Origin of the sequence: Archangium lansingense, assembly GCF_026626635.1 — a bacterium.
In the GTDB taxonomy this organism is placed as follows: domain Bacteria; phylum Myxococcota; class Myxococcia; order Myxococcales; family Myxococcaceae; genus Archangium; species Archangium lansingense.
Window position 1 is genome coordinate 3,798,297 of the sequence record NZ_JAPNKA010000001.1, and the last position, 13,231, is coordinate 3,811,527.

General features: G+C 66.0%; 8 protein-coding genes. 3 read left to right on the forward strand and 5 right to left on the reverse strand.

The features are described 5' to 3' along the window. Positions 1 to 36: 36 nt before the first annotated feature. Together OV287_RS15490 and OV287_RS15495 are read right to left on the reverse strand one after the other, a co-directional pair. Positions 37 to 2,217: an ATP-binding protein gene (locus OV287_RS15490; RefSeq protein ID WP_267534789.1), complete on the reverse strand. Its 2,181-nt coding sequence runs from the start codon at positions 2,215 to 2,217 to the stop codon at positions 37 to 39. A 181-nt stretch (positions 2,218 to 2,398) separates the two neighbouring features. Further along, a complete protein-coding gene (locus OV287_RS15495; RefSeq protein ID WP_267534790.1) occupies positions 2,399 to 2,833 on the reverse strand; it encodes an Lrp/AsnC family transcriptional regulator in 435 nt (144 codons plus the stop codon). Between the two features lie 133 nt (positions 2,834 to 2,966). Here OV287_RS15495 and OV287_RS15500 point away from each other — a divergent pair, with 133 nt between their 5' ends. Further along, entirely contained in the window at positions 2,967 to 3,560 is a 594-nt protein-coding gene (locus OV287_RS15500; RefSeq protein ID WP_267534791.1) for a cysteine hydrolase family protein, read from the forward strand. Here the strand turns inward: OV287_RS15500 and OV287_RS15505 are convergent. Continuing rightward, positions 3,557 to 4,303, reverse strand: coding sequence for an SDR family NAD(P)-dependent oxidoreductase (locus tag OV287_RS15505; RefSeq protein WP_308809579.1), 747 nt, complete (start codon positions 4,301 to 4,303; stop codon positions 3,557 to 3,559). The two genes, OV287_RS15500 and OV287_RS15505, sit on opposite strands and share 4 nt — an antisense overlap. Positions 4,304 to 4,545: 242 nt before the next feature. Between OV287_RS15505 and OV287_RS15510 the strand changes: the two genes are divergently transcribed. Then, entirely contained in the window at positions 4,546 to 5,427 is an 882-nt protein-coding gene (locus tag OV287_RS15510; RefSeq protein ID WP_267534793.1) for an AraC family transcriptional regulator, read from the forward strand. Positions 5,428 to 5,462: 35 nt separating this feature from the next. Here the strand turns inward: OV287_RS15510 and OV287_RS15515 are convergent, their stop codons facing one another. After that, a complete protein-coding gene (locus OV287_RS15515; RefSeq protein ID WP_267534794.1) occupies positions 5,463 to 6,422 on the reverse strand; it encodes a haloalkane dehalogenase in 960 nt (319 codons plus the stop codon). A gap of 67 nt (positions 6,423 to 6,489) precedes the next feature. Between OV287_RS15515 and OV287_RS15520 the strand changes: the two genes are divergently transcribed. After that, positions 6,490 to 7,419, forward strand: a complete 930-nt coding sequence (locus OV287_RS15520) for a LysR family transcriptional regulator (RefSeq protein WP_267534795.1) — start codon at positions 6,490 to 6,492, stop codon at positions 7,417 to 7,419. Between the two features lie 94 nt (positions 7,420 to 7,513). On the opposite strand, the gene OV287_RS15525 is transcribed toward OV287_RS15520, so the two are convergent. Next, positions 7,514 to 13,177 (reverse strand): sensor histidine kinase, encoded by a 5,664-nt coding sequence (locus tag OV287_RS15525; protein ID WP_267534796.1) that lies wholly within the window; start codon positions 13,175 to 13,177, stop codon positions 7,514 to 7,516. Positions 13,178 to 13,231 lie beyond the last annotated feature (54 nt).

A 13,231-nucleotide genomic window follows, 5' to 3' on the forward strand; every position in this document is an offset into this window, starting at 1 on the left:
TGATGGGCCGCCGTCGGGTCGAGGCGGCTCTCCGCGCTAGGCAGCGTCATAGGGTATCTCTAGCGTGAAGGTAGACCCGAGACCCGGCCCATCGCTGTGGACGGTGAGTGAGCCCCCCAGCTCCTGGGCCGCCAGGGCACTGGAGTGCAGTCCGAACCCGTGTCCTTCCTCACGGGTGGTGAAGCCATACTGGAAGATGCGCGTGCGCAGCTCCGGCGCGATGCCCATGCCGTTGTCGTGAATCGCGATCCGCACGAGGTTGTCGGTGGTGTGCTCCACTCTGACGAGGAGGCGCCGCTCGCTCACGGGCATGCAGTCCATGGCGTATTTGGCATTGCTGACCAGGTTGACCAGGATCATCAGGACCTTGTGTTTGTCGGTGAGCAGCGGTGGAAGGTCGGCCAGGTGTCGCTCCACCTTCACCTGGTGGCGGATGAGTCCGGCCGAGTTGATGCGCAGGGCGTCCTCCACCAGCCCCGACAGCAGGACCGGCTCATGCACGCGTGGAGTCCGGGCGTAGTTCTGCTGCACCTTGACGATGTCACCGATGTGCTCGGTGTACCGGCCCACATCCTCCAGCAGGGTGACGATCTCCTGGCGGTCGTTCAGCAGGCTCTGTCCCAGCTTGCCCAGGAAGGGCGTGAGGTGACGCCCACGCTCGTCCTGGGAGAGGAAGGTCGCGAGCTCGGGCTGGCGCTCCTCGAGCATGTTGGCGACCCGGCCCACCTGCTCGAGCCGCATTTCGGTCATCCGCTCCCTGGCGACCTGGGTCGAGGTGTAGACGCTGTTCAACACGTTGCCGACGTTGTGCAACACATTGGTGGCGATCTCCGCCATGCCGGCGCGTCGGGCCGTCTGCACCAGTTGATGGTGGACCTCTTTGAGCTCCCGGGTGCGCTCCTCGACGCGATGCTCCAGCCCCTCATTGGCCTGGCGCAGTTCCTCTTCCCGCTGCTGGATCTGATCGGCCATGAGCCGGAAGGAGCGAGCCAGTTGTCCCAGCTCGTCCTCGCGTGTGGTGTCCAGCTCGACCTTGAAGTCCCCGGACGCCACACGATCGGTGGCCTGGGTGAAGGCGACCAGCGGATGGGAGATCTGCTTCCTGAGCACCCAGGACACGATGACCAGCTCGAGGAACAGCGACACCATGCCGAGCAGCAGGACGATGCGTGCCGCATGGAAGGCGGGACGGGACACCGCGCTCTCGGGCAAGAGGGTGACGAAGTGCCAACCGGGGCCCATCAGGCGTGCCACGGCGAGGTACTCACCGTACTCCGGGAGCTCCTGCACCACCTGGTCAGGTGGGCGCGTCTTCACCCGTTCGATGATGCTTCGCAGGTGGGCCTTCTGCTGCTCGGTGGCCTGGCTGGTGATGCTCTCCTCATTCAAGGTGGGATGGACGATGAGCTTGCCGTCATCCCGGAAGATGATGTTGTAGGAGTCCGGCAGGTGGTCGTTGATGGTGCGGGCCATCAACTGCTCGAGCAGGACATCATGGCTGATTGACGCGACGTGGCGGCCATCCATGTCCAGCGGAGTGGTGACCGTGGACATCGGCTGCTGCGAGACCGGCTCCCGGTAGATGGGAGACCAGGTCGTCTCCCGCTTCGGGTTGTTCTTGGGCAGGCTGCCGGGAAAGAAGTCCTGGGTGATGATCGAGGTGGTGGCGTCGCTCTCGAAGATCCAGTTGGAGCGCTCGGGCCAGTACATCACCAGCGCGTCCTCGGGCAGCGTGATGAAGGTGTCCGTGAAGCGCGTATGAAACGCGGGCCCGTACTGGAGGATCACTTCGTACCCGGCCAGGAGCCGGCGGCGCATGTCCATGTCAACGGGCACGCCCCTGGGGACGTAGACACAGGGCATCCTCGTTCCGTCGAAGTGCTCGGGACGGTTGCGGATCGTGCCATCGGGCATCAGTGCGAACAGGCTGTCGAAGCGGGCACTCACATCCTCGTTCTGGTAGGCGCGGAGCTTCTCCTCCAGGGCCTTCTTGAGGACGGCATGGTTGTCCTCGGCCAGCAGGAAGATGTCTTGCTCCCGCTGGCCGCGCTCCACCACATGCTGCTCCAACCGCGCGAGGGCCTCGGTGCGCAGGGTGTACTGCATGTGGAGGTAGCTGAAGAAGGTGCTCAGCGCGATGACGATGGCGATGCGCACGCCCATCTTGATGAGCGTGGAGCGGGCCAGGGGAGTACGGGGGCGAGAGGATGCCGGCATGGTTGTGTCCCGACCAGGCGTGTCAGGCGAGGTCGGGCTCGACGCCTCTGGACACGAGGTGGGTCACGGGAATTCCGCACGGAGCCATGCGGGAAGAGGCTCGGCAGTCCTGCGGGCCTAGAAGCCTGCACTCCCCCTGATGCGTGTCACTCCGTGGGAAGCATGGGGGCGCGCGGGTTCATCAGCGCCGGTCCAGGTGCACTGCGAGCACGGGTGTGGTGGTGACGGTGCGCACCTCGGGGAGGTGGGCCACGCGCTCGCGCAGGGCGTTCAGGGCCGTCATGTCGGGGACACGCACGCGGATGAGCATGTCGAGCTCGCCAGCGAGCGACTCGATGCTGAGCACCTCGGGCAGCTCGCGCACCAGGGGCGCCACGCGGGGGCACGCCGGCCCCTCCAGCCGCACGAAGAGATAGGCGTCCACGCCGGCCGGAGGCCCGCCGCGGCCCCGCCGGATGGTGTAGCCCTGGATGATGCCGTCGCGCTCGAGCCTGGCCACCCGCTCCTGGATCGCAGAGCGCGAGAGGCCCACCTTCGCCGCCAGCTTGGTGGCGGACTCCCGCCCGTTAGCCTCCAGCAGGGCCAGGATTCGCCCGTCCAACTCGTCCAGCGCCATCCCCGTCGCCTCCTCTTGGTGCGCCCGCCCCCGGTGCCCACCGGCACTCTGCCGGCGGACCGGCACTTTGCCACCTGTCGACCGGCGGCCGTCCTCCCTAAGGTGCCGCTACTCCACTCACGGGAGCAAGCAAATGCAACTCCACGACCGCGCGGTGCTCATCTCCATCGACGTGCAGCAGGGCTTCGATGACCCATCCTGGGGCCCGCGCAACAACCCCCACATGGAAGCTCACGGGCTCCAGTTGCTTGCGGCCTGGCGGCGCTCCGAGCGGCCGCTGGTCATCGTGCGCCATGACAGCCGCTCCCCTGGCTCGTTGCTGCGCCCGGGGCAGCCGGGTAATGCGCTCAAGCCGGGCTTCGAGCCGCTTGCTGGCGAGCCGCTGCTCACCAAGAGCGTGAACAGCGCTTTCATTGGCACGGACCTGGAGGCCCGCCTGCATGTGGCAGGCGTGCGGCAGGTCGTCCTCTTCGGCATCGCCACGGACATGTGCGTCTCCACCACCGCGCGCATGGCGGCCAACCTCGGCTTCGAGCTGGTCGTGGTCGGTGATGCCTGCCACACCTGGGCGCAGCGGGCACCCGATGGCACCTTGTTCGACGCGGACACCATGCACCGCGTGCACCTCGCCACCCTGGCGACCGAGTTCGGCCACGTGGTGGACACCGCGGAGGTGCTGGAGGCGCTCGCGGCGCGGGGGGTAGGTCCGAACGGCGGAACTTCCTAGAGGTACATGCCTCCCGAGACCTCGATGCGCTGAGCGGTCACCCACCGGTTCGCATCGGAAAGCAGCGAGGCGATCATGGGACCGATGTCATCGGGAATGCCGGTCCGGCCGAGCGCGGTGTTTTCGGCCACCGCCCGGTTGAGCTCGGAATTGTCGCGCACCGCACCGCCAAAGAAGTCCGTCTCGATGGCTCCGGGCGCGACCACGTTGACGGTGATGCCGCGCGGAGCCAGTTCCTTTGCCATGTAGCGCGTGAGAACCTCGACAGCCCCCTTCATTGAGCCATAGGCCGAGCTGCCCGGGCTGACGAAGCGAGTGAGGCCGGTGGAGAGATTCACAATCCTTCCACCGTCGGCGATCAGCGGTAGAAGGTTCTGCGTCAGGAAGAGCACGCCCTTGAAGTGGAGGTTGCAGAGCCGATCGAAGTCCTCTTCGGTGATCTGGCCGAACGGGGCCGGGTGGTGTGCCCCCGCGTTGTTGACGAGGTAGTCGAAACAGTCTCTCCCCCACACGTCCCGTAGCGCCCCTTGTACCTGACCGGAGAAGCTCTCGAAGGAGGCGATGTCGCCAGCGTCGAGTCGCAGTGCGACGGCCTTTCGGCCGAGCGCTTCAATGGCCGCGACGAGGCTATCGGCTTCGGCGCGATTCGAGTGATAGGTCGCAATCACATCGGTGCCCCGCTCAGCCAGGCTGATGGCCGTGTTGCGTCCAAGACCGCGGCTGGCACCGGTGACGATCGCCACCTTTCCTATGGGGTTCACTTGCATTGGGTTCACTTGCATTTCCTTTGGCAGGGGTCGCTCCCAAGAACGTCTCGGGAGCACAACCCTGCCCGAGGCCGCTCGGGTCCGCATGCCCGAACCCTTGAATTTCTTGCCTGATCCTCCAGATGAGGTGGGGGGGGCCTGGGGTCCACGGTATAGTTCTTGAGAAGAAGGATCGGGAGCCGACTGGCCGTGCGAGGAGCCCCTGGATGTCGTCAGCCTTGAAGACCGCCGTGGAGCAGTACATTGACGCGAGCGGCGGTGGTGAGGGCGTATTCTCCACGCCGATAGAGGGGCTCGTCCTGATGAGGACGTACAGAGAAGTCTTGCCTCACCATCTGATTTACAAGCCGGCGCTTTGCATCGCAGTGCAAGGCTCGAAACAGGTATCGATGGGCAGTCGCGTGTTCGACTACACCGAGATGCAGGCCCTTGTTGTCGGCGTTGAGCTCCCGGCGTTCGGAAGGGTGACTCGGGCGAGTGCCACCGAGCCCTATCTGGGCATGACCGTTGAATTCGATGTCGGTGTCATGCGGGAGGTCATGGAGCAGCTCGAGGCTCCCTCCCTGTCGAAGGGTGATTCAGGTTCCGCGGTTTTCGTGGAAGAGCTCACCGCCCCCCTCGTGGATTGCCTCTCGCGGCTGGTGCGCATGCTCGCAACGCCCAAGGCGATCCCTGTTCTCCATCCTTCCGTCATGCGAGAAATCTGTTTCTGGTTGCTGACGGGTCCCCATGGCGACGAGTTCCGAAAGCTCGCGCTTCCGAATGGTCATATGCAGCGTATTGCCGACGCGATCTACATCCTGCGGAAGAACTTTTCGCGTCCCATTCGCATCAAGGAGCTGGCCGCTGCCGCGCGGATGAGTGAGTCCTCCTTTCATCAACACTTCAGGGGGCTGATGTCCATGACTCCGCTTCAATATCAAAAGCAGTTGCGGCTGCTGGAGGCGCGCCGTCTGATGGTGGCGGATGGCTCGAACGTGATGGAGGCTGCTCTTCAGGTCGGCTATGAAAGCGCATCGCAATTCAGCCGGGAATACTCGCGCATGTTCGGGACTCCGCCCAAGCGCGATGCAATGAGAGCGCTCAGAACCGGTGGGTAGGGTAGGGGGCACCGTGGATTCCGGTGCAGCACGAATCATGGGTGGCCGGGATGGCGGTTGAGCCAGCGGGCGATGGTCTGGCCGATATCGTCGGGCAGATCCTCGCTGGCGTGGTGGCCGGCCTGGCCGAGCGCCACCACCTCGAGTGCGGCGAACGTGTTGCGCGCCCACTCGACGGTGGCGGGGGATCCGAGCGGCGTCGGGCTGTCGAAGGTGAGCAGCAGTTTGGGCACCGACGGCGATGCCGCCATCCAGTCGACGTAGCGGTCCAGCACCGCCATCACCTCAGCCGGCTGGTTCTCGATGGGAAGCTCGCGCGGCCACGCCAGCAGCGGGCGCCGCGACGCCGGGTCGGGATAGGGCGTGTAGTACACGGCGGCCTCGGACTCGGTGAGGCCACGCTTGACGCCGGCGCCTAGCGAGCGGGGCAGGAATTGGTTCTGCTCCAGTACCAGAGTCTCTCCCACGCCGGGAGTGCGCAGGTTCTTGAACAGCTCGGCCCCCTGCGGCGGGTAGTCGCTCCACTTGAGCGAGCGGAAGAAGGTCTCGAACACGACAAGGCCACGCACCCGCTCGGGGTGGCGGGTGGCCCAGTCCATGGCCAGCGCGCCGCCCCAGTCGTAGCCGACCAGCACGACGTCGTGCAGCTCGAGAGTGTCGAACCAGGCGTCGAGGTAGCGCGCGTGGTCGGCGAAGCGATAGGCGATGTCGGGCTTACCCGAGTCCCCCATGCCAATCAGGTCCGGAGCCAACACGCGGTGGTGGCCGGCGAGGTGGGGGATGACGTTGCGCCAGACGTAGGACGAGGTCGGGTTGCCGTGGAGCAGGACCACAGTGGGGCCGTGGCCGGCTTCGCGGTAGGCCATGTGGGAATCGAGGACATTGACGTCACGCATGGAGGTCTCTGGAGGGTGGGGCGCGGGCGAGGTCGTCGCACGCAGACAGGCCGCGAGAGCGACCGGGAGGAGCAGGGGGAACAGCCGCAGCTTGCTCATGACCGAACGATGGGGTTGTTCATCATTTTCGGCCAGTGATGATTCGTGACGTATATCCTCACCAACCGTGAGCCTTGCCGCCCTCGACCTCAACCTGCTCTTGGTGCTCGACACCGTGCTCGCCGAACGCAGCGTGGTGCGCGCCGCCCGCCGCCTCCACGTCACGCCCTCGGCGATCAGCAACTCGCTGGCCCGCCTGCGCGCTGCGCTCGGCGACCCGTTGATTACCCGCAGCGGCCGCGGCATCGTGCCCACGCCTCGTGCCGCCGAGCTGGCGCCAGCACTGGCCCGGGCCCTGCGCGACCTCGACCACGCCGTGCACGGTGCCGCCTTCGAGCCCGCCACCACCACCCGTCAGTTCTCGCTCGCCATCGCCGACGCCGGCCAGGTGGTTCGGCTGCCTCGCCTCGCCGCGCTGATGGCGGCCGAGATGCCGCGCGCCAGCTTGCGAGTGGTCGGTATCGACACCCTGCTCACCGGCGGCGGTCTGGCCAGCACCGAGGTCGACGTCGCAGTCGGGGTTGGCGAGAAGGCCCCCGGCATGCACCTCGAGCCGCTGTACCGCGAGCGCACCGTGCTGGTGGCGCGCCGGGATCATCCCCAGGTCGGCGACCGCGTCTCCAAGAGCGTGCTGGCTGGCCTGCGCCACGTCGAAGTACAGGTGGCGCCTGGCAAGGGCTACCGCGAGCTGCCCGGCGCCTATGCCCGCCTCGGAATCACCCGCGACGTCGCGCTGATCGTGCCGAACTTCAGTGCCGCCGCCGCGGTGGTCGCCGACACCGACCTGGTCGCCACTCTTCCCGCCTCGCTGGTCGCCCGCCTCGGCCCACGCTTCGGCCTGCGCACCGTTCAGAGCCCGGTGCCGCCGCTCACCATCACCATCAACCTGTGGTGGCACGAGCGCACTGACGCCGACCCAGCGATGATCGCCTTCCGCGACTTCATTCGGCGCGCCGGTGCCCGCGGCGGCGTCGGCGCTACTCGAGCGCATCCTTGAGCTACGTGCGAGGTGGTGAGGGCTGGAGACGGAGTGGTGCCATGTCTTCAGTTCAGGAGCTCGCGTGCGTGCCCTTGGAGAGCGTCACGGCCCTTCAGCGCGGGCCGGCACATGGAAGCTCGACCGTGAAGGTCGCTCCTTCTCCCGGCTGGCTCTCGACCTGGATCGTCCCCCCATGCGCCTCGGCGATCCCTCGGCTGATGTACAGACCGAGGCCCAACCCGCCGTAGTGTCTCTCCGAGACGGCGCGCTCGAAACGGCCGAAGATCCGGGCACGCTGGCTCGGCTCGATACCGATTCCATGGTCCGTGACACTCAAGCGTGCTTTTCCGTCTTGCATCCCGATGTGGAGCTCGATGGACCGACCCGCCCCGAACTTGATGGCATTGGACAGGAGGTTGGCGACGACCTGCCCGAGACGGGTGCGATCCCATATGCCTACGATCCGGGCGTCCTCCTGGAGCGAAATGGGACACCGGGCTCGCGCCAGCTCCGGTGCGAAGTGGTCGACCGTCTCACGGACGATGGCTCCGAGCTCGACGTCCATGAGCTCCAGGGGAAGGCGTCCCGAATGGAGCAGTGAGACGTCGAGGAGGGCCCGGTTCAGCCTGCCGAGGCGAGTGCCCTGCTGCAGCGCGCGCTCGAGCAGCCGCTTCAGCTCCTGGGGTTCGACGAGCCGTCCCGCCTGGAGGGATCTGAGCAGGGATTGAAGCGAGAGCGAGAGGGAGGTCAGCGGCGTATTGAGCTCATGCGAGGCCACGGACAGAAATTCGTCCCGCACACGGATGGCCTCCTGGGTCTTCCCATAGAGCCGCGCATTGTCGATGGCGGTCGCGGCGCGGCGAGCGACCTCCTGCGCAAGCTCGAGCTCGGCGCTTCCGTAGCGGAACCCCGGCTGCCCCGAAACGAGGCTGATCGCCCCAAGCATCTGTCCACGTATCATGATGGGGACGACCAGCGCGGTGCGGCTCCCCAGTGCGCGGATGAGTCGCCGATGCGCTTCATTGTCGGTCATCCGCTGGAGGACCTCGTCGGACAGATCTGGCAGGACGATCGGCTGTTGGCTGAGCTGCACCCGGGTCGCGCCGTGAGCCGAACCCTGGTGAGGTGGATGATGCAGCTGGAGCTCCTGGAGCAGGGACTCCTTCGAGGGATCGGCGTGAGCACCGGCCAGACGGCGGAGGACCCCGTCCTCCACGAGGTCGATCACACACCAGTCGGCCATGGTGCGGACACACAGTTGGCTGAGCCGCGTGAGTGTCTCTTCATACCGGAGTGACTCCGAGAGGAGCTCTCCTGCCTCGGCGAGGAACCTCGAGCGGCGCTCCGCGAGCTCGGCCATCGCCCGAGCCGACTGCTCCCTGGAGAGCAGCAGCGCATTCTCCAGGGAGATGGCGGCCTGGGAGGCGAGCAGTTCGAGCGCGGCGAGCCGTTCGGGCGTGAACGCGCCAGGGATGAGGTTGTTCTCCAGGTACAGCAGACCCACCACCTCTGCCTGCCGGAGGATGGGCAGGCACAGGATCGACCTGGGTCGGGTGTGGGCCATGTACGCGTCCGAGGCATATTTCATGGCCGCGGCGGCGTCGCCGAGGATCACCCGTTCCTTCGTCCGCACCACGTAATGAACGATGGAGGAGGGGACGAGCGTTGATGAAGAGAGGGGCTGGGACTGCAGGACCTGTGTCACCACCCCTTTTCCCTCGATGAGTGTCGCTTCGGCTTCGATCGAGAGGGCACCGCCTCTGGAGAGGAGCAGACAGCCCTTCTGGGCTCCACCCTGTTCGAGCACGACCTCGAGCAGCGTGCGCAGGAGCTTGTCGAGGATGATCTCACCCGAGATGATCTGCGACGCCTTGAACACCGAGAGCAGATCGAGCTGCTCGGTCCGGGCGGAGATGGAGATCATGGGCTCGAGGGGCTGTCGCTCCACGAGGTGGGGATGACGCTGGTCGAGCCACTTCACCTTGCCTTCGGCCCCCCAGCGCACATAGCAGGCACGGGCCTCGCGCAGGTACGTATCGGCGATGAGCTCGAGCCCGCGTGCCCGGTAGAAGCGCGCCGCATACTCGTAGGCGAGCCCCTCGTGCTGCACGAGGCCATTCGTCCGGGCCGACCGGATGGCCTCCTCGTAGAGCCCCATGGCCTCCTCGCCCTGCCCCGACAGGCGGGCGAGCTCCGCGGAGACGAGGACATGGGCGCTCTGGAAGCTCGGCGGGTAGTTCTGCGCCCACTCCCGGAGTTGCTCGCGATGCGCGGAGAGGTTGTCCAGGGCTTCTCGCTGCTGTTCGGACGAGAGCTCGGAGTAGACCGCTGCCAGCGCCAGGGCGTCATAGAAATGGAAGAGATAGACGTGGACCAGGGCGAGGCAAGCTCCCAGCAACTCCTTCCCCCGCCTGCCCGCGGCGAGGGCCTCCGCGTAGTCACCCGCCATGAATCGCGTCGCCAGCCGCATCAGGTGGTACAGGCAGATCAGCGTCTTGTTCTGACCCCCGAGCAACCGGGACTCGAACTCCGCCTCGCGGAAGTTCGCGTCGTCGAAACTCGAGAGGTCCTGGGTCTCACCACGCAAGGCCTGGACGAAGCGATCCACGACGAGAAGGATATCGTGGGCATCCTGGAATCGAGCCCGATGGATGAAGTCGAGGCCCCGCTCGGCTTCGCGATGGACATCGGCCAGGAGCTCGCCCCGCACGAACATCTGGCTGACGATGTGATGCCAGGCGTAACAGCTCACCACGACGTCTCCGTCCTCCGTGCCGATCCTGATGGAGGTGCGCATGTGCTCCACGCTCGTGTCGATGGGACGGCTCCAGAACGAGACCACCCCCAGGCACGAGTACATCTTCGCCTTGTGGGCGGCGAACTCGGGCCTCACCGCCAGGTCGAGGGCGACCCTGGCGAACCGGTACCCTTCCTCATATCGGTGATACGCGTGGCACAGGATCATGCCAAACCAGGCGTAGTTGGGAGGTGAGGCGGGGGCGTTGCCGTAGCGAAGGCTGAGGAGCATCGCGTGGCAGATGGTCAGGCTGAGGAGGTGGAGGTCTGACGTGAAGGCGGGGAGGCGCAGGCTGGTCAGGAGATTCATGGCGGCCCGGACGTCGGGGTCCGTCATGGGAGGCTGCGTGAGGATCGCCTCGATGGGCCGGTTGCCGAGATGGCTCCAGACCGAGCGATAGACCTGCTCCACTTCGCCCGCGGTCGGATGCGGAACCATCTCGATTCCGAACATCCGAAGCCCCTCGAGCGCGGTCTCGATGCTTTCGCCGAGCGCGCCCCGGGTGAGATGGGTCTGGATCTGGATACAGCAGACAGCGGCCTTGTCGGCGCGTGTCCGGGCGTGCGTCAGGAGCACAGGGAAGAGACGCTTGGCCTCGTCGAAGCTTCCGCTCAGGAGCTCGCACAGCGCCCGCTCCAGGAACAGCGCATAGGCGAGCGTGTACTGGTGCTCCCAGGCGTCACTGTCGAGCATCTCCATTCCCCTGGCGAGGTAGCTGGCGGCGATCCGGTAGGCCGCGGAGGCCTTGGCCTTGCGGGCGGCTCGCAGGTTCAGTTCCGCGATGCGGATTCGTTCCTGCGGCTCCGTGACCATGGCCGCACCCAGGTCGAGCTGGGTCACGACGTCGAAGAGCCGCTCCTCGAGCTCCTCCAGCGAGGTGTGCGCCAAGAGCAGACGGCCGATCCGCAGATGCAGCTCGCGCCGGTGCCCTTCGGAGAGGAGGGAGTAGGCGGCCTGTTGCACGCGGTCATGCGCAAAGGCGTAGGTGTCTCGGGAGGAGAGGACGAGCCCCTCTCGGACCGCGTCAAACAGGTCCTGGCGGGTCTCCTCCTCGGACTTCCCGCTCACCAGCGCGAGGAGGGAGATCCTTCCCTTGCTACCGATGCAGGCCGCGGTTTCGAGAACGTCTCGTACGGGAGGGGGAAGCGCGGAGAGCTTCCCGAGCAGGAAGTCGACGACGTTGTCCGTGTAACCCTTTTGGCGGATCTGCTCGATGTCCCACCGCCAGGTCCCGGAGGCCTCGTCGAATTCGAGCAGCCGCTCCGCGTAGAGGGTTGTCAGGAATTGAAGGATGAAGAAGGGGGTGCCCCCTGTCTTCTCGTAGACGAGGGTGGCGAGAGGACGGGCGTGCTCCGGGTCCACCGCATGCACCGTGTCCGCCACGAGCCGGGCCACGTGCTCCAGCCGGAGTGGTTCGAGGACCATTCCATTCACCGGTGCGGAGGCCTTCCGTATTCGCTCGAGGGCCATCGTGAGCGGGTGAGAGGAGGAGACCTCGTTGTCCCGCCAGGTTCCGAGGAGGAGGAGGTGATGCGTCCCGGGCTCGACGAGGAGGTTCTCGATGAGGCCCAGGCTGCTCGAGTCAGCCCATTGAAGATCATCGAGGAAGAGGACGAGGGGATGCTCCCGTGTCGCGAACACTCCCAGGAACTTCCGGAAGGCACCGCGGAAGCGTCTTTCCGCCTCGGCGGGCGGTAATTCGGGAACGGGCGACAACTTTCCGAGGAGGTGCTCGAGCGGTGGGAGCACGTCGAGGATGAGCTTGCTGTTCGGGCCGAGTGCTTCCCAGAGCGCCTGTTTCGTGGCGCGCAGTCGCTCCTCGTCCTGGGCCAGCAGGTCGAGCACGAGCGCCTTGAAAGCCTGGGCCATGGTGGCATACGGGACGTTGCTCGCGTACTGCTCGAACTTGCCCGACAGGAAGTATCCCCCTGCCCGAACGACGGTCTCGTGGAGCTCTCGCACGAGCGCGGACTTGCCGACTCCCGAGTTCCCGCCCACGAGCACGAGCTCTGGCATTCCCTGGGTCACCATCCGGTCGAAGGCGTCGCGCAGGTAGGCGAGTTCGGCCTCACGTCCGTAGAGTCTCTGGGGAATCCGGAGGAGGCCGGCGATGTCCCGCTCTCCCAAGGGGAATGGCTCGAGCGTGCCGTGCTCGCGCCATTGCTCCAGGCACCTTTGCAGATCGTGGGCGAGACCCCGTGCGCTCTGGTAGCGCTCGTCCGCTGTCTTGGCCAGAAGCCTCATCACGATGCGCGAGAGTGCCTCGGGAATCTTGGGGACGACCTCGGAAGGGGCCGGAGGCTGGCGGGCGATATGGGAATGGACCCATTCCAGGGGATCTCGCGCGTCGAACGGAAGCCTGCCCGTGAGCATCTGGTAGTACGTGACGCCGAGCGAGTAGAGGTCGGAACGGCTGTCGATCGCTCGGTTCGTCCGTCCGGTCTGCTCGGGAGACATGTAGGGCAGGGAGCCCTCGATATGACGCGGGTTGCGTGGGGACGTGTGCTCACGAGGGAGGCGAGAGGCAATACCGAAATCCGCCAGCTTCACCTCGTCCGTGGTGGCCCTGACGAAGATGTTCTGGGGCTTGAGATCCTTGTGGACGACATTCCGCCGATGGACCTCCGCGACCGCTTCCGCGATGCGCAGAGCGAGGAGGAGGAAGCGCCCGGTATCCATCGGTGAGCCAAGGAGGTGATCGAGCGATTCGCCGCCGAAATCCTCCAGGATGAGGACTGGCAGGCCCTCGTAGGTCTCGATGGCGAGCGGACTGATGACACTCGGAATGTTCAGCGCCCTGCCAATCTCGAGCTCGTGCTTCAAGCGCTCGAGGTCCTGGGGGCGGCTGCGCTTCGAGTCGATGACCTTGAGGACGACTGGGTGGTGATCGGTATTTCGGATCGCACGCAGCAGGCGTGTTCCGTTGCCTTCCTGGAGGGTCTTGACAACGGTGTAGGCAGAGGCGGTGTTCGTCGTCATGACCATTGCAGCCCCCATCGGCCATGGAATGGCCGACGCCCAGGCCATATCTCA